At 72.1% G+C, this 15,502-nt stretch carries 13 protein-coding genes and 2 pseudogenes; 9 read left to right on the top strand and 6 right to left on the bottom strand.

The features are described from left to right. Positions 1-132: 132 nt before the first annotated feature. Together AB0M82_RS40200 and AB0M82_RS40195 are read right to left on the bottom strand one after the other, a co-directional pair. Positions 133-1,764 carry an ABC-F family ATP-binding cassette domain-containing protein gene (locus AB0M82_RS40200; protein ID WP_364733931.1) on the bottom strand — a complete coding sequence of 544 codons (1,632 nt, stop codon included), beginning with the start codon at positions 1,762-1,764 and terminating at the stop codon, positions 133-135. Between the two features lie 158 nt (positions 1,765-1,922). Then, positions 1,923-2,399: a MarR family transcriptional regulator gene (locus tag AB0M82_RS40195; protein WP_364733928.1), complete on the bottom strand. Its 477-nt coding sequence runs from the start codon at positions 2,397-2,399 to the stop codon at positions 1,923-1,925. Between the two features lie 108 nt (positions 2,400-2,507). Here AB0M82_RS40195 and AB0M82_RS40190 point away from each other — a divergent pair. Then, a pseudogene (locus AB0M82_RS40190) lies at positions 2,508-3,242 on the top strand (MFS transporter); the annotation flags it as partial. On the opposite strand, the gene AB0M82_RS40185 reads toward AB0M82_RS40190, so the two are convergent. After that, positions 3,146-4,519, bottom strand: coding sequence for a serine hydrolase (locus AB0M82_RS40185; protein ID WP_364733926.1), 1,374 nt, complete (start codon positions 4,517-4,519; stop codon positions 3,146-3,148). The pseudogene AB0M82_RS40190 and the gene AB0M82_RS40185 sit on opposite strands and share 97 nt — an antisense overlap. Continuing rightward, positions 4,516-4,788 (bottom strand): hypothetical protein, encoded by a 273-nt coding sequence (locus AB0M82_RS40180; protein WP_364733923.1) that lies wholly within the window; start codon positions 4,786-4,788, stop codon positions 4,516-4,518. The genes AB0M82_RS40185 and AB0M82_RS40180 overlap by 4 nt, the downstream gene beginning before the upstream one ends. Positions 4,789-4,911: 123 nt before the next feature. Between AB0M82_RS40180 and AB0M82_RS40175 the strand changes: the two are divergent. The 3 genes and pseudogenes from AB0M82_RS40175 to AB0M82_RS40165 form a co-directional block, all read left to right on the top strand. Continuing rightward, a pseudogene (locus AB0M82_RS40175) lies at positions 4,912-5,091 on the top strand (helix-turn-helix domain-containing protein); the annotation flags it as partial. A gap of 138 nt (positions 5,092-5,229) precedes the next feature. Beyond that, complete coding sequence (locus tag AB0M82_RS40170; protein ID WP_364733937.1) at positions 5,230-5,919, top strand: MarR family transcriptional regulator; 690 nt, start codon at positions 5,230-5,232, stop codon at positions 5,917-5,919. Beyond that, positions 5,883-6,716, top strand: coding sequence for a metallophosphoesterase (locus AB0M82_RS40165; RefSeq protein WP_364733920.1), 834 nt, complete (start codon positions 5,883-5,885; stop codon positions 6,714-6,716). The genes AB0M82_RS40170 and AB0M82_RS40165 overlap by 37 nt, the downstream gene beginning before the upstream one ends. A 3-nt stretch (positions 6,717-6,719) precedes the next feature. On the opposite strand, the gene AB0M82_RS40160 is transcribed toward AB0M82_RS40165, so the two are convergent. Continuing rightward, positions 6,720-7,265, bottom strand: a complete 546-nt coding sequence (locus tag AB0M82_RS40160) for a CGNR zinc finger domain-containing protein (protein ID WP_364733917.1) — start codon at positions 7,263-7,265, stop codon at positions 6,720-6,722. A gap of 38 nt (positions 7,266-7,303) precedes the next feature. Between AB0M82_RS40160 and AB0M82_RS40155 the strand changes: the two genes are divergently transcribed. After that, positions 7,304-8,236 carry a phosphotriesterase gene (locus tag AB0M82_RS40155; protein WP_364733915.1) on the top strand — a complete coding sequence of 311 codons (933 nt, stop codon included), beginning with the start codon at positions 7,304-7,306 and terminating at the stop codon, positions 8,234-8,236. An 18-nt stretch (positions 8,237-8,254) separates the two neighbouring features. Here the strand turns inward: AB0M82_RS40155 and AB0M82_RS40150 are convergent, their stop codons facing one another. Beyond that, a complete protein-coding gene (locus tag AB0M82_RS40150; protein WP_364733912.1) occupies positions 8,255-9,157 on the bottom strand; it encodes a PAC2 family protein in 903 nt (300 codons plus the stop codon). A 38-nt stretch (positions 9,158-9,195) separates the two neighbouring features. Here AB0M82_RS40150 and metH point away from each other — a divergent pair, with 38 nt between their 5' ends. Genes metH through AB0M82_RS40130 form a run of 4 tightly spaced genes read left to right on the top strand, consistent with a single transcriptional unit; the run spans position 9,196 to position 15,493 of the window. Next, positions 9,196-12,750, top strand: a complete 3,555-nt coding sequence (gene metH, locus AB0M82_RS40145; RefSeq protein ID WP_364733909.1) for a methionine synthase — start codon at positions 9,196-9,198, stop codon at positions 12,748-12,750. A 17-nt stretch (positions 12,751-12,767) separates the two neighbouring features. Next, positions 12,768-13,430: an HAD family phosphatase gene (locus AB0M82_RS40140; RefSeq protein WP_364733906.1), complete on the top strand. Its 663-nt coding sequence runs from the start codon at positions 12,768-12,770 to the stop codon at positions 13,428-13,430. A 58-nt stretch (positions 13,431-13,488) separates the two neighbouring features. Further along, on the top strand, positions 13,489-14,952 hold the full coding sequence (locus AB0M82_RS40135; protein ID WP_364733904.1) for an AlkA N-terminal domain-containing protein: 1,464 nt from the start codon (positions 13,489-13,491) through the stop codon (positions 14,950-14,952). 49 nt (positions 14,953-15,001) lie between these two features. After that, on the top strand, positions 15,002-15,493 hold the full coding sequence (locus AB0M82_RS40130; protein WP_364733902.1) for a methylated-DNA--[protein]-cysteine S-methyltransferase: 492 nt from the start codon (positions 15,002-15,004) through the stop codon (positions 15,491-15,493). Positions 15,494-15,502 lie beyond the last annotated feature (9 nt).

The raw sequence follows: 15,502 nt of genomic DNA, 5'->3' as shown, positions 1-15,502 counted from the left end.
GCGAGCGTCGTCTGCAACACCGTCGGGCCGTTCAGCGAGTACGGCCACGAAGTCGTCGAAGCGTGCCTCCGCAGCGGCACGCACTACCTCGACACATGCGACATTCACGGCTTTTCCCGGGTGTATAACGGCCTATGCGGCCACGGGCTGGCCCGCGGCCAGCTCCAGGTGGTCGCCCGCCCAGTCGCGGCGCAGCCGCCGGTCGTGGGACGCGATGACGACGGCGCCCGGCGCCGTTTCCAATGCGGCGAACAGTTCTTCCGCCAGGGTCAGCGAAATGTGGTTCGTCGGCTCGTCGAGCAGCAGCACGTCCGGCGGCTCCGCGAGCAGGATCGCCAGCGCCAGCCGGCGCCGCTGGCCCACCGAGAGCGCGCCGACCGGCAGCCGGACGTCGCGCGAAGCCAGCAGCCCGAGCTGACTCAGCGAAGGAGCGTCCTCGCCGAGCGCGTCCCGGTACACCCGGTGCGCGGTCCGCGCCGGGTCCGGGAACGCGACGTCCTGCTCCAGCAGGCCGACCCGCACCCCGGGTCCGCAGTGGACGGTTCCGCCGGCCGGCGCCAGCCGCCCGGCCAGCACCGACAGCAACGTCGACTTCCCGGCGCCGTTTCCACCGGTGACGAGCAGCCGGTCTGACGCGCCGACGTCGAGCCTGGGCAGCCGCAGCCGGCCCGGAACTTCCAGGGAGCGCACCGAGATCGCCGGTCCGTCGCTCGTGGCGCGGCCGGTGAGCGCCGCCCGGAACCGCAGCGGCGCCGGAGGCTTGCGCACCTGGTCGCGCTCCAGGTTCTCGAGCCGCTGCTCGGCGTCGCGCACCCGCCGCGAGATCGTCTTCTGGACGCGCGCGCCCTTGAAGTGGTGGATGAACTTGTCGTTGTCCCGCGGGCCGCGGCCGTAGGCGACGTTCCGCGCGGTGACCGCGACGGTCTCCCGCAGCTCCTTCAGTTCTTCCTGCTCCTCGGTGTAGCGCTGTTCCCAGCGCGCCCGTTCGGCCTTCTTGTGCCCGAGGTAGTCGGAGTAACTGCCGCCGTAGCGGACCGCGCCGCCGGCCTGCCGGTCGGCCGCGGCCGGGTCGAGGTCGACGATGTCGGTGCAGACCGCGTCGAGGAACACCCGGTCGTGCGAAGACAGCACCACGATCCCGGTCAGCTCGGTGAGGTGGCGTTCCAGGAACGCCATCGCGGCGTCGTCGAGGTGGTTGGTCGGCTCGTCCAGCAGCAGCGTCTCCGGCCGGCGGATCAGCAGCGCGGCCAGGCCGATCCGCGACCGCTGTCCGCCGGACAGCGTGCCGAGCCGCCGGTCCGGTTCGACGCCGCCGAGGCCGAGCCCGTCGCAGACGAGCTTGGCGCGGCGGTCGGCGTCCCACAGGTCGTGGACCTGGGCCCACTCCAGCACGCGGCCGTACTCGTCGAGCACCGCCGCGTCGTCGGGCCGGTCGGTCATCGCCGTGGTCAGCTCGTCGAGCCGGGCCGCGGCGACCCGGATCTCGGCGAGCGCGTCGTCGAGGACGTCGCCGAACGTCGCGTCCATCGGGAACGGCAGCTCCTGAAGGAGGAACCCGACGTCCGGGCCGCGGAGCACCTCGCCGGAGCGCGGTTCGTCGAGCCCGGCGAGCAGGCGCAGCAGGGTGGACTTGCCGCTGCCGTTCTCGCCGACCAGCCCGAGCCGTTGGCCGGCCGACGCGGTCAGCGAGACGCCGTCGAGCACCACGCGGGTGCCGTAGCCGAAGACGACGTCCTTGGCCTGCAACGGAAAAAGGGGAGACATGTGCGATCACCGAGCCCTGGGGGAAGAAAGCGGAAATCCCGCCGGGCGTCGTGGCCGCCGGGAGCGTCAGGCTCGACCGGGGGCCGCCTCGGAAGCGGGATGGGCGCGGTTCAGTTCCTCATAGTGGAACCAGGTTAACGCAACATCAGTAGAGTTAGTCAATCGGTTATGGCCTGGGTCACATCCGGCAGCCGTGTGGTCGACCGTTCCGCCGCCGCGGTGCCGTCGGTGAGGAACTCGAGCAGGGCCGTCAGCTGACGGCGGTCCAGGCGGGCGAGCCGCTCGCCGACGAACCGGGCCATCGGCGCGTACAGGTCGGCGAGCTCCGCCATTCGGTCCGGCAGCGGCCGGACGACCAGCCGGCGCCGGTCGGCGGGGTCCGGGGCGCGCTCGGCGAGCCGGTGCCGCTCCATCCGGTCGAGCAGCCGGGTGAACGCGCCCGTCGTCATCCCGAGCAGGCGGGCGAGTTCGGTCGGGGAGTCGCTGACGCCGCCGTGGAGCAGGTGGAGGCAGTGCAGCTCGGTGGGGGTGACGTCCATCCGTTCGGCGACCGCCGCGTGGAAGAGCGCGGTCGAGCCCACGAACCGGGGGAGGGCGAGGGCGGCGGCGGTGGCGAGTTCGCGCTGGTCGGGCAACGTCCGTCCAAGGTCGGGTGATGACGTCGGGTAAGCACGCAGTCACTGCTTCGCGCAGTGACTCCCCCGCGAACGATAGCGCAGTTCCTTGACAAACCCGCAGGCGGCGTGCTCGCGGTGGCGGCGGCGCTGCTGGCGAAGCCGTTCCGCCGGGTGGCCGCGCCCGCCCCGGTGCTGTCCCCCGTGCGGGAACCGGTCGTGCGGGCCTGGCTGGCCGGCCTGCGGGAGCTGACGCACAACCGGCGCCTGTGGCGCACCGGGCTCGGCCTGGTGTTCACCTCGCTGGCGCAGGGCATGTTCCTGGTGTTGTTCGTGGTGTACGTCCTGGATGTGCTCGGCGGCAGCGAAGCCGACGCGGGCCTGCTGCGGGGCGTGCAGGCGCTCGGCGGGCTGGCCGCCGGGTTCGCGCTGGCCACCGTGGCGCGGCGGGTGGCGCCGGCCGCGCTGCTCGGCTGGGGGTCGCTCGTGCTGGGCCTGCTGTCCGCAGTGATCTGGAACCTGGCACTGGTGACGACGGCGCTGGGCGTGTACGTCGGGCTGTTCGTCCTGGTGGGCGCACCGGGCGTCGTCGTCGGCGCCGGGGTGCTGTCGGAGATCCAGAGCGCGGTCGCGCCCGAGCGCGCTGGGCGCGTGCTGAGCACGACGTTCGCCGTCGTCGCCACCTTCACCACCGTCGGTGCGTTGCTGGCCGGCACCCTGGTCGCGACGACCGGGCCCGCCGTCCTGCTGAACGTCCAGGCCGGCGTCTACGTGCTCGCCGGCGTCCTGATGCTGCTGCCGCGCCGGGGGTGCACCCGGCAGTTGGTGTGGAGGTACCGGGCGGCCCCGTCGGTGAAGTCGTAGATCGCGACCGTCTGGGTGTCTTCCAGGGGATCCGCCGAGGGCATCAGGAAGTGCGTCGGGCTCACCGGCAGCAACTCGTACCGCAGGCGGGCGGGCTTCCCCAGGAACTCGGCCTGCATCGGGTCGAGGTCCAGCGTCAGGTGCAGGGCCCCGCCGTCGGCTGACACCTCGTACCGGGTGCCGGGCCGCTCGTACACGCCTTCGTACCTCGACAGGTCGAGCTTCAGGTCCGGGTCCGGCTTCGGCAGTTCCGGGACGGTGCCCAGGATCTCGCGGAACACCTTGCGCGCGAAGCTTTCCCGCGGGCCGCCGTTCGTCAGCACGACGACGGCGGTGTTCGCATCCGGCAGGATCCGCAGGCGGGCGTTCTGGCCGATCGTGCTGCCGTCGGTGGCGTACACGGTTTCGCCGTGCCAGTCACAGACGATCAGGCCGAGCGCCCACTCCGGCCCGAACATGTACGGGTCCGGGATCGGCACGCGGGACCGCATCATCTCCCGGACGCTCCGGGCCGACACGATCCGCGTGCCGTCCGGCGCGATCCCCCCGTCGAGCAGGACCTGGGCCAGCGTGAGCACGTCCCGGACCGTCGACGTGATGCCGCCTCCGGGGCCGAACGCCCGGGGCAGGTAGTCCATCGGCGTGACGACGGGACCTTCGGCCAGGGAGCGGATCAGGTGCCCGGTCGCGGCGCGGGTCTCGTCCACCTGGCCGGGACGGCTGTTCGTGCCACTCAGGCCCAGGGGGGTGAAGAGACGGTCGCGCATCACGTCGTCCCAGCCCTTCCCGTCCAGGACCTCCATGATCCGTGCGAGGATCGCGTAGCCCAGCGCCGCGCTGTAGCCGTGGGTGTGGCCCAGCGGGAACACCTGGGGTGCGACGGCGATGTTTTCGACCATGCGCTCGTGGATGTCGTCGTCTTCGCCGGGGTCGCCGAAGGCTTCTTCGATGCCGTTGGTGTGGTTGAGCAGGTGCCGGGCGGTGAGCTTCGCGGTCGTCTCCGGATCGGCCACCGCGAACTCGGGCAGGTAGGTCCGGATCGGCTCGTCCAGGTCGGCCTTGCCCTCGTCGACCAGTTGCAGGAAGGCCAGCGCGGTCCACGTCTTCGTCATGGAACCGCACTGGTAGACCGTTTCCGTGGTCGCCGGTTCGGCGGTTTCGACGTTCTTGACGCCGACGGCGAACTCGGTGATCACGCCGTCGCGGAGCACCCCGACCGCGGCGCTCGGGATGCCGTACTCGGCCAGCAGAGCCGACACCCGATCCCGGATCTTCATCGGGCGAGCCCCACCGCGTTCGCGGCGTCCGCTTCGAAGTACTCCGTCGTGGCGTGGGCGCCGACGTGGGTCTCGAAGAACTCCCGGACGGCGTCGACGGAGTCGTGGGCGATGACGTTGACCGCCCGCGTGCCGTCCTGGCTCGCGACCGCCAGCTTCCACACGGCGCCCGCGGGCAGCCGGCCGTGAGCCTTCTTCAAGGCGTTCCAGAACTTGCTCTCGTCCGCGACAGCCGAGATGGCCAGCGTGTGCGTCTTCTCTTTCCTCATGGGGAAAAGCTACGTTGCGTTTCAGCCCGCCTCAACGTAGTGCTGCTTGAAATCCTGCTATAAAGGCAAATCATTGCAACGGAGCTGACGACGAACGCAACGAGGCGTTGCACTGTGGTGTCGATGAACGCACAGGAGGGGGATCCGGTGCCCGGAGGCAGGCTGACCCTGGGGGACCGCCGCCGCATCGCGGGCTGGCTCGCCGACGGGCTCGGGTACGCCGAGATCGGACGGCGGCTCGGCCGCCCGACGTCCACGATCAGCCGGGAGGTGGCCCGCAACAGCACATCCGGCGAGTACCGGCCCGGCCACGCGCAGGAGGCCGCCGTCCACCGCGCCCGTCGCCGCCGGCCGCCAAAGGCGCCCGAGCGGCCCGCCGGCCTGGTGCGCGGCTTCGTCGACGAGTTCGCGGCCCTGCTGGCCACGACCGGCCTGCCCCGGATGACCGCCCGCGTGTTCGTCAGCCTGCTCACCGCCGACGCCGCCGGGCTGACCGCGGCCGGCCTGGTGGCGCTGCTGCAGGTCAGCCCCGCGTCGGTGTCCAAGGCCATCGGCGCCCTCGAAGCCATGGAGCTGGTCGTGCGCCGGCCGGACCCGGGCGGGCGCCGCGAGCGCTACACGATCGACGACGACGTCTGGCTCCGGGCGTGGCAGGCCGACACCGGAGCCCACGGCCGGATCGCGGCCGTCGCGCAGCGGGGCATCGGGCTCTTCGGGCCGGACACGACCGCCGGCACCCGGCTCGCGAGCATGGGCCGGTTCTTCGGACGGCTCAGCGAGCAGATGGGCGGCAGCACCCTGGCGGAGGCCGCCGGGTACGACGCCTTGACCGTGGTCGCCGCGCTGGTGCACGCCGGACGGCCACTGACCCCGGACGGGCTGGCCACCGCGCTCGGCTGGACCCGGGACCGGGCGGAGGCAGCCCTGGACGCGATCCGGCGCCGGCCGGCCATCGCCGATCCCCTCGCCCTCGACGACACCGGAGCCGGGACGGTCACCGTCGCGGCGAGACCGGACCGCCTGAGTCCGGCCCAGCGCGAAGCGATCCGCAGGTTTCGCGTAGCCTCCCCGGCCGCGGTGGTTACGGTGGAGGGGTGCCGCACCTCTTCGCCACGAGCGACCTCCACGTGACCCATGAGGGCAACGGCCCGATCCTCGACTCGGTCGTCCCGGAAACACCCGAAGACTGGCTGCTCGTCGCCGGCGACGTCGCCGAGCTGGCCGAAGCGACGATCGGGACGCTGAAGACCCTGCGCGACCGGTTCGCGAAGGTCGTCTGGGTGCCGGGCAACCACGAACTGTGGACGACGAAGAACGACGAATGCCAGCTCCGGGGCCAGGCCCGCTACGAGTACCTCGTCGAGCGGTGCCGTGAGATCGACGTGCTGACGCCGGAGGACGAGTTCCCCGTCTGGCGGCACGGCCCGCGGCCGCTGACGCTCGCGCCGCTGTTCCTGCTCTACGACTACAGCTGGCGGACGCCGCAGGCCGAGGGCGAGTCGCTCGAGGAAGCCCTGCGGCAGGCCCGGGAGGCCGGGGTGGTCTGCACGGACGAGTACTTCCTGCACCCGGACCCGTATCCCAGCCGGCAGGCGTGGTGCGAGGACCGGCTCAAGCTCAGCACCGAGCGCCTCGACGCGATCCCCGCCGACCACGGCACCATCCTGATGTCGCACTGGCCGCTGCACCGGCACCCGACCGCGCCGCTGTACTGGCCGGAGTTCGCGCTGTGGTGCGGCACCACGAAGACCGAGGACTGGCACATCCGCTACCGCGCGGAGATCGCCGTCTACGGCCACCTGCACATCCCGCGGACCACCGAGGCCGACGGCGTCCGCTTCGAAGAGGTTTCGCTGGGCTACCCGCGCGAGTGGCGGAAGCGGGCGCGCGGCGCGGTGGCGATGCGCCGAATCCTGTGGCCGTCCTGACGTTCACGACTCGGCGCGCCGCCGCTCCCTGAGCGCGCGCACCCGGCCGCGGCTGGCGCAGGCGGGGGACGGACACCAGCGGCGCCGGCCGCCGGGGTCGGCGAAGACGCCGCGGCAGTCCTGCTCCGGGCAGGCACGCAGGTCGTGCCGCAAGGGGCCGGTGAGCCAGTCGGCCGCCTGGTGCGCGAGGCGGGCGAACGCGGCCGACGCCGTGGGCGGGGCACTGCGGTGCAGCCGGTCGAGCGCGGCCAGGTGGACCGGCTCGGGCTCGAGGAACGCCGTGAGCGCCCGGACCTGCTCCGCTCGGGGGGCGACTCCGTCGACGGCGCCCAGGGCCAAGGGGCGCAGCGTCTCGCGGAGTTCGCGGGCCAGGTCGAGGTCGGCGTCCGTGACCGCGGCGAGCGGGGTCAGCTCGGACAGCGCCAGCCAGTCTCGTAGCCGCGCAGGCGTCGCGATCCGCTCGATCGGCTGCGGCCCGAAGTGGCGGCCGCGAGTGGCGAGCAGGTTCAGCCAGGGCGCCCCCATGTCGAGGCGGAAGTCTTCGGACACCTCGCCATCGTAACGGGTGAGGCGTTACAATCGCGATCGTGACTGGGGAACCCAAGGTCCGCACGGTGCTGGGTGACATCGATCCGGCCGAACTCGGCGTGACGAACTCGCACGACCACCTCTTCTTCGCCTCGAAGCTGCTGTCCGGCCAGGAACTGGACGACCCGACCGCTGCCGCGGAGGCGCTCCTCCACTTCAAGGCGGCAGGCGGCTCGGCCCTCGTTCAGTGGACGCCGTACGGCCTGACGCGGCGAACCCGGGAACTCGCCTGGATTTCGAACGAGATCGGCGCGCACGTGGTCGCGGCCACCGGCCTGCACCGCGCGGAGCACTACGCGCCGGCCATCCTCGACCGCGTCATCGACGGCCTGGTGCGGGAGTTCGTCGCCGACCTGACCGAGGGCACGCAGCCCGCGGACCTGCCGGACGAGCCGCGGACCGGCCCCCGTGCCGGGCTGGTCAAGGTGGCCGGCGCGTTCCACACGATCGACTCCCACGCCCGGCTGACGATGACCGCCGCGGCGGTCGCCCACCAGGAGACGGGCGGGCCGATCGCGGTGCACCTCGAACTCGGCACCGCGGCCTTGGAGACGGTCGAGCTGCTGTGCGGAAAGCTCGACGTGCCACCGGACCAGGTGATCCTCGGGCACCTCAACCGCAATCCGGACGTCCGGATCCAGCGGGAGATCGCCGAAACCGGCGTCTTCCTCGGCTTCGACGGCCCGTCGCGGGCCAATCACGCGACCGATTGGCGGCTCTTCGACGGCCTGGAAGCCCTGGTCGGAGCGGGCCACGGCGGGCAGATCCTGCTCGGCGGCGACACGACCACCGCCACCGCCCTCCACCAGCCGGGCCCGTCCTACCTGCTCACGACGTTGGCACCCCGCCTGGCGAAGCTGCTCGGCGGCGACGTCGTCACGGCGATGCTGGTGGCGAACCCCGCGCGGGCGTTCGCCACCAGCTGGAAGTGACTCAGTAGTTGGAGTGACTCAGCGCAGGCCGAAGCCCTCCTGGCCGCCTCGGCCGCGGCGGCGGAGGTAGCGCTCGAACTCGGCGGCGATCTTGTCGCCGCTGACGTCCTGTTCCGCGACTTCGGTCTGCGCGTCGCCGCGTTCTTCGAGGCTGCGGACGTACTCGCTGATCTCCTCGTCCTCGTCGGCCATCTCACTGACCGTCCGCTGCCACTCCTCGGACTGCTCCGGCAGCGCGCCCAGCGGGATCTCGACGTCGAGGATGTCCTCCAGCTTGTGCAGCAGCGCCAGCGTCGCCTTCGGGGACGGCGGGTGCGACACGTAGTGCGGCACCGCGGCCCAGATCGACACCGCCGGGATGCCCGCCTGCACGCAGTAGTCCTGCAGGATCCCGACGATGCCGGTCGGGCCCTGGTAGTTGTTCAGGTCGAGCCCGTACAGCGACGCGGTGTCCTTGTCGTACGCCGTCCCGGTGACCGGGACCGGCCGCGTGTGCGCGGTGTCGGCGAGCAGCGCGCCCAGGGTGACCACGGTCGCGACGTCCAGCTGCTGGATGTGCCCCAGCAGCTCGGCGCAGAACGCGCGCCAGCGCATGTTCGGCTCGGGACCCTGCACGAGGACGACGTCGCGGTCGAACCCGTCCGGACGGCACACCGACAGCGTCGTCGTCGGCCAGTCCACCCGTCGAGTGACACCGTCCACCATCCGGACGGTCGGGCGGCTGACCTGGAAGTCGTAGTAGTCGTCGGGCTCCAGTTCGGCCAGTGGTGTGGCGTCCCAGTTCAGCTGCAGGTGCTCGACCGCCCGGCTGGCCGCGTCACCTGCGTCGTTCCAGCCTTCGAAGGCGACCACCATCAGCGGCCGGGAGGGTTCGGGGCGGTCGCCAGGCGGCCGCGGGGTCTCGTCGACGGGCTCACTCACCGGACCAGCCTACGACCACCGGCCTTACGCTGTTCAGCATGTCCGATCGCCTGTCGTCACCGTTCGTCGACGCCCTTCGCTCGCGCGTGCTGGTGGCCGACGGGGCGATGGGCACCGCGCTGCAGGCCCACGACCTGAGCCTGGACGACTTCGCCGGTCTCGAGGGCTGCAACGAGATCCTCAATGTCACCCGGCCGGACGTGGTCCGCTCGGTCCACCGCGGGTACTTGGAGGCCGGCGCCGACGCGGTCGAAACCAACACTTTCGGGGCGAATTTCGCCAACTTCGCCGAGTACGACATCGCCGAGCGGATCTTCGAGCTGGCCGAAGCCGGCGCGCGGCTGGCCCGAGAGACCGCCGACGAGTTCGCGACGCCGGGCCGCCCGCGGTTCGTGCTCGGGTCGGTCGGCCCGGGCACGAAGCTGCCGACGCTCGGGCACGCGCCGTTCACCACGCTCCGCGACGCCTACCGCGAAGAGGTCCGCGGCCTGCTGGCCGGCGGCGCCGACGCGGTGATCGTCGAGACCACCCAGGACATCCTGCAGACCAAGGCGTCGATCATCGGCGCGAAGCGCGCGATGGCCGCCGAGGGCAGGCGCGTGCCGATCCTCGCCTCGATCACCGTCGAGACCACCGGCACCATGCTGCTCGGCACCGAGGTCGGGGCGGCACTGGCCGCGCTGGAGCCGCTCGGCATCGACGTCATCGGGCTCAACTGCGCGACCGGCCCGGCCGAGATGAGCGAGCACCTGCGGCAGCTGGCCAAGCACGCGCGGGTGCCGCTGTCGGTGATGCCGAACGCCGGCCTGCCGGAACTGGGGCCGGACGGCGCGGTCTACCCGCTCGGCCCGGAAGCGCTGGTCGAGGCGCTCACCGGGTTCGTGCGCGAGTTCGGCGTCGGCCTGGTCGGCGGGTGCTGCGGCACCACCGACGAGCACATCCGGCAGCTCGCTACCGCCGTGGCGGAGACGGCGCCGGTCCCGCGGCGGCCGCGGCCCGAGCCCGGCGTGTCGTCGCTGTACCAGGCGGTGCCGTTCAAGCAGGACGCCAGCGTGCTGATGATCGGCGAGCGGACCAACGCCAACGGCTCGAAGGCGTTCCGTACCGCGATGCTCGAGGGCCGCTGGGACGACTGCGTCGAGATCGCCCGCGAGCAGACCCGCGACGGCGCGCACCTGCTCGACCTCTGCGTCGACTACGTCGGCCGGGACGGCACGGCGGACATGGCCGAGCTGGCCGGGCGGCTCGCGACGGCGTCGACGCTGCCGATCATGCTCGACTCCACCGAGGTCCCGGTGCTGCGGGCCGGGCTGGAGCGGCTCGGCGGCCGGTGCGCGGTCAACTCCGTCAACTACGAGGACGGCGACGGGCCGGAATCGCGATTCAACCAGGTCATGGAACTGGTCAGCGAGTACGGCGCCGCCGTCGTCGCCCTCACCATCGACGAAGAAGGCCAAGCTCGCACCGCCGCCAAGAAGGCCGGCATCGCGACCCGGCTGATCGAGGACATCACCGGGAACTGGGGGCTGCGGCCGTCCGACGTCATCATCGACGCGCTCACCTTCACCATCGCCACCGGCCAGGAGGAGTCGCGCCGCGACGGGATCGAAACGATCGAAGCGATCCGCGAGATCAAGCGGCGCCACCCCGAGGTCCAGACGACACTCGGGCTGTCGAACATCTCCTTCGGGCTCAACCCGGCCGCGCGGCAGGTGCTGAACTCGGTGTTCCTGCACGAGTGCGTCCAGGCCGGGCTGGACACCGCGATCGTGCACGCGTCGAAGATCCTGCCGATGGCGCGGATCCCGGACGACCAGCGCGCGGTGGCCCTCGACCTCGTCTACGACCGCCGCCGCGAGGGTTACGACCCGCTGCAGGAGCTGATGGCGCTGTTCGAGGGCGTGAGCACGGCGTCGACGAGAGCCTCCCGCGCGGAGGAGCTGGCCGCGCTGCCGCTGTTCGAACGGCTCGAACGGCGGATCGTCGACGGCGAGCGCAACGGCCTCGCCGACGACCTCGACGCGGCGCTGGAGCAGCGGCCCGCCCTGGAAATCATCAACGACACGCTGCTGTCCGGGATGAAGACGGTCGGCGAGCTGTTCGGGTCCGGGCAGATGCAGCTGCCGTTCGTGCTCCAGTCCGCCGAGGCGATGAAGGCCGCCGTCGCGCACCTCGAACCGCACATGGAGTCCGGCGACGACTCGGGCAAGGGCCGGATCGTGCTGGCCACCGTGCGCGGCGACGTCCACGACATCGGCAAGAACCTGGTCGACATCATCCTGTCCAACAACGGCTACGAGATGGTCAACCTCGGCATCAAGCAGCCGATCACGACCATCCTCGACGCGGCGGACGAACACGGCGCCGACGCGATCGGGATGTCCGGGCTGCTGGTGAAGTCCACCGTGATCATGAAGGAGAACCTCCAGGAGATGAACTCCCGGGGCGTTCACGCGCGGTGGCCGGTGCTGCTCGGCGGCGCGGCGCTGACCCGGTCCTATGTGGAGAACGACCTCTCGGAGCTCTACCTCGGCGACGTCCGCTACGCGCGGGACGCGTTCGAGGGGCTGCGGCTGATGGACGCGATCATGGCCGCCAAGCGCGGCGAATCGCCGCTGGTCGACGCCGACGCGGAGGAGAAACGCCGGGAGCGCAGGGCACGCCGGGAGCGCTCGCTGCGGATCGCCGAAGCGCGCAAGGCCCGCCAGGCGTCGGCGGAAGCCCTCGAAGGCCCGCCGCCCGCGCGCTCGGACGTCGCCACCGACGTCCCGCTGCCGTCCCCGCCGTTCTGGGGTTCCCGCGTCGTCAAGGGAATCCCGGTCGCGGACTACGCCGCGATGCTCGACGAGCGCGCGACGTTCATGGGGCAGTGGGGTCTCAAGGGCGCGCGCGGCGGCGCCGGGCCGACTTACGACGACCTGGTGGAATCCGAAGGACGGCCGCGGCTGCGGTACTGGCTCGACCGGCTGACCGCGGACGGCGTCCTGGCCCACGCGGCGGTCGTCTACGGCTACTTCCCGTGCGTCGCCGAGGGCGAGGACCTGGTCGTGCTCACGGAGCCGGAACCGGACGCCCCCGAGCGGCTGCGCTTCACCTTCCCGCGGCAGCGCCGCGACCGGCGGCTCTGCCTGGCCGACTTCTACCGCCCGCGCGAAACGGGCGACGTCGACGTAGTGCCGTTCACGGTGGTGACGATGGGCCAGCCCATCGCCGACTACGCGAACGAGCTGTTCGCCGCCGACGCCTACCGCGACTACCTCGAGGTCCACGGCCTCGGCGTCCAGCTCACCGAGGCGCTGGCCGAGTACTGGCACTGCCGCATCCGGCAGGAGCTGACCTTCCCCGGCGGTGTGGCGGTCGCCTCAGAGGACCCGGACGACGTCGAGGAGTTCTTCAAGCTCGGCTACCGTGGGGCGAGGTTCTCACTGGGCTACGGCGCCTGTCCCGATCTCGAGGACCGGGCGAAGATCGTCGCGCTGCTCGAGCCGGGCCGGATCGGCGTGAAGCTGTCCGAGGAGTACCAGCTGCACCCCGAGCAGTCGACCGACGCGATCGTCTGCCACCACCCGGAAGCGAAGTACTTCAACACCTGACCTGGAGGGGATCCACTGTGGACGGTCTCGACGCCGTGTTGTGGGATATGGACGGCACGCTGGTCGATTCCGAGAAGCTGTGGGACATCGCCCTGTACGAGACGGCGGAGTGGCTCGGCGGCAAGCTTTCCGAAGAGCAGCGGATGACCCTCGTCGGGTCCAACATGGACGACACGTCGGCGTACCTGCTCGAGGTCGTCGGACTCGATGTCGACCCGGCGTCGGTCGCGTCGACGGGAGCGGAGATCCGCCGTCGCACGGCCGGGCTGTTCGACGACGAGCTGCCGTGGCGCCCCGGCGCCCGCGAGGCACTGGCCGCGGTGCGCGAGGCGGGCCTGCGTTCGGCGCTGGTCACCTCGACCGAGCGGGACCTGACCGAACTGGCGCTGAACACGATCGGCCGCGGCTTCTTCGACGTCACCGTCTGCGGCGACGAGGTCGAGGGGTTCAACAAACCCCACCCGCGCCCGTACCTCAAGGCGGCGGAACTGCTGGGCGTCGCGCCGGCGCGCTGTGTCGCGGTCGAGGACTCGCCGCCGGGCACGGCGTCGGCGGTCGCCGCGGGCTGCACGGTGCTGGTCATCCCCAACGACGTCCCCGTCGAGGCGGGCGAGCGGCGCGTGTTCCGCGACTCCCTCGTCGGCGTCGACGTGCAGGCGCTGGCGGCCCTGCTGGGCTGAGCACCACCATGTCGCATTTCCGCTAGCCCGGCCCCGCCGGATCCGCGATGCTGACGCGGTGCATGAAGACTTCGAGCGGTGCGTGCGGGCCGTGCAGGCGAAGGACGCCCGGTTCGACGGGTGGTTCTACACGGCGGTCGCGACAACCCGGATCTACTGCCGGCCCAGCTGCCCGGTGGTGCCGCCCAAGCGGCGGAACATGCGGTTCTACCCGAGCGCGGCGGCCGCCCAGCAGGCCGGGTTCCGGGCTTGCAAGCGCTGCCGCCCCGACGCCAGCCCCGGCTCGCCGCTGTGGAACGAGCGCGCCGACCTCGTCGCGCGGGCGATGCGGCTGATCGCCGACGGCGTCGTCGACACCGAGGGCGTCCGCGGCCTCGCCGCCCGCCTCGGCTACAGCGTCCGGCAGATCGAGCGGCAGGTGCTCGCGGAACTGGGCGCCGGGCCGCTGGCCCTGGCGCGTGCCCAGCGCGCGCAGACCGCGCGGACCCTGATCGAGACGACCACCCTGCCGATGACCGAGCTGGCGCTGGCCGCCGGGTTCGGCAGCATCCGGACCTTCAACGACACCGTCCGCGAGGTGTTCGCGCTCTCGCCGACGGAGCTGCGCAGCCGCGCGAAGGGCACTCCCTCGGCCGCGGCCGGGGCGATCGTCCTGCGGCTGCCCTACCGGAAGCCGCTGTGCCCGGACAACCTGTTCGGGCACCTGGTGGCGACCGGTGTGCCGGGCGTGGAGGAGTGGCGCGACGGCGCCTACCGGCGGACCCTGCGGTTGCCGCACGGCCACGGCGTCGTCACGCTGCGGCCGGAAGACGGCCACATCGCCTGCCGGCTCACCCTGGCCGACCTCCGGGACCTGCCGGCCGCCATCAGCCGGTGCCGCCGCCTGCTGGACCTCGACGCCGATCCGGTCGCCGTCGACGACCAGCTCGCCACCGACCCGCTGCTCGCGCCGCTGGTGGCGGCCGCGCCGGGGCGCCGGGTCCCGCGCACGGTCGACGGCGCCGAGTTCGCCGTGCGGGCGGTGCTCGGGCAGCAGGTCTCGACGGCGGCCGCGCGGACCCACGCGGCCCGGCTCGTCGTCGCGCACGGCGAGCCGGTCGACGACCCCGAAGGTGGCCTGACGCACCTGTTTCCGTCCCCCGAGGCCCTGGCCTCGCTGGATCCCGAGACCTTGGCCATGCCGCGCAGCCGCCGCCGGACGCTGCTGGCCCTGGTCGAAGCCCTGAGCGGCGGCCTCGACCTCGGCGCCGGCAGCGACTGGGCCGGGACACGGGCCGCGCTGAGCGCGTTGCCCGGCTTCGGGCCGTGGACGGTCGAAAGCATCGCGATGCGGGCCCTCGGCGACCCCGACGCGTTCCTCCCCACCGACCTCGGCATCAAGTACGCCGCCGGAGTGCTCGGCCTCGGCGGGCAGGCCGCCGTCGTCGCCCGGTCCGGGGCGTGGCGGCCGTGGCGCGCCTACGCCACCCAGCACCTGTGGGCCACCGGTGACCACGCGATCAACCGCATGCCCGCCGCCTGAACCGACCCTCCAGGTACGCGAACCGACCCTTCATCTCGACAGGAGAACCATGATCGACCGGACCCACACCGTGGTGGACAGCCCCTGCGGGCCGCTCACGCTCGTCGCCGAGGGCGGTGCGCTCCGCGGCCTGTACATGGTCGACCAGCGCCACCGCCCGGAGCAGCAGACCTTCGGCGAGCCGGACCCCGGCGCGGCGATCTTCGCCCGGGCCGAGGCCGAGCTCAAGGAGTACTTCGCCGGGCAGAGGCACGAGTTCGAGGTTCCGCTCGCCTTCGCGGGCACGCCGTTCCAGCAGCTGGTCTGGGCGGAGCTGCGGAAGATCCCCTACGGCACGACGATCTCCTACGGGCAGCTCGCCGACCGCCTCGGCAAGCCCTCGGCGTCGCGTGCGGTCGGCTTGGCCAACGGCAAGAACCCGATCGGCATCATCGTCCCGTGCCACCGCGTGGTCGGTTCCGACGGCTCGCTGACCGGCTACGGCGGCGGCCTCGAATGCAAGCGGTACCTGCTGGACTTCGAGCAGGGCGCGCTCTTCTGATTCCACCCG

Origin of the sequence: Amycolatopsis sp. NPDC051128 (genome assembly GCF_040682715.1) — a bacterium.
Lineage (GTDB): Bacteria > Actinomycetota > Actinomycetes > Mycobacteriales > Pseudonocardiaceae > Amycolatopsis.
This window is presented reverse-complemented; position numbering and strand designations above follow the sequence as displayed.

What these genes read in the sequence shown, in the direction of transcription:
- AB0M82_RS40200 (WP_364733931.1), bottom strand. Translation starts at nt 1,764, where the DNA reads ATGTCTCCCCTTTTTCCGTTGCAGGCCAAGGACGTCGTCTTCGGCTAC.
- AB0M82_RS40185 (WP_364733926.1), bottom strand. Translation starts at nt 4,519, where the DNA reads ATGAAGATCCGGGATCGGGTGTCGGCTCTGCTGGCCGAGTACGGCATC.
- AB0M82_RS40180 (WP_364733923.1), bottom strand. Translation starts at nt 4,788, where the DNA reads ATGAGGAAAGAGAAGACGCACACGCTGGCCATCTCGGCTGTCGCGGAC.
- AB0M82_RS40170 (WP_364733937.1), top strand. Translation starts at nt 5,230, where the DNA reads ATGACCGCCCGCGTGTTCGTCAGCCTGCTCACCGCCGACGCCGCCGGG.
- metH (WP_364733909.1), top strand. Translation starts at nt 9,196, where the DNA reads ATGTCCGATCGCCTGTCGTCACCGTTCGTCGACGCCCTTCGCTCGCGC.
- AB0M82_RS40130 (WP_364733902.1), top strand. Translation starts at nt 15,002, where the DNA reads ATGATCGACCGGACCCACACCGTGGTGGACAGCCCCTGCGGGCCGCTC.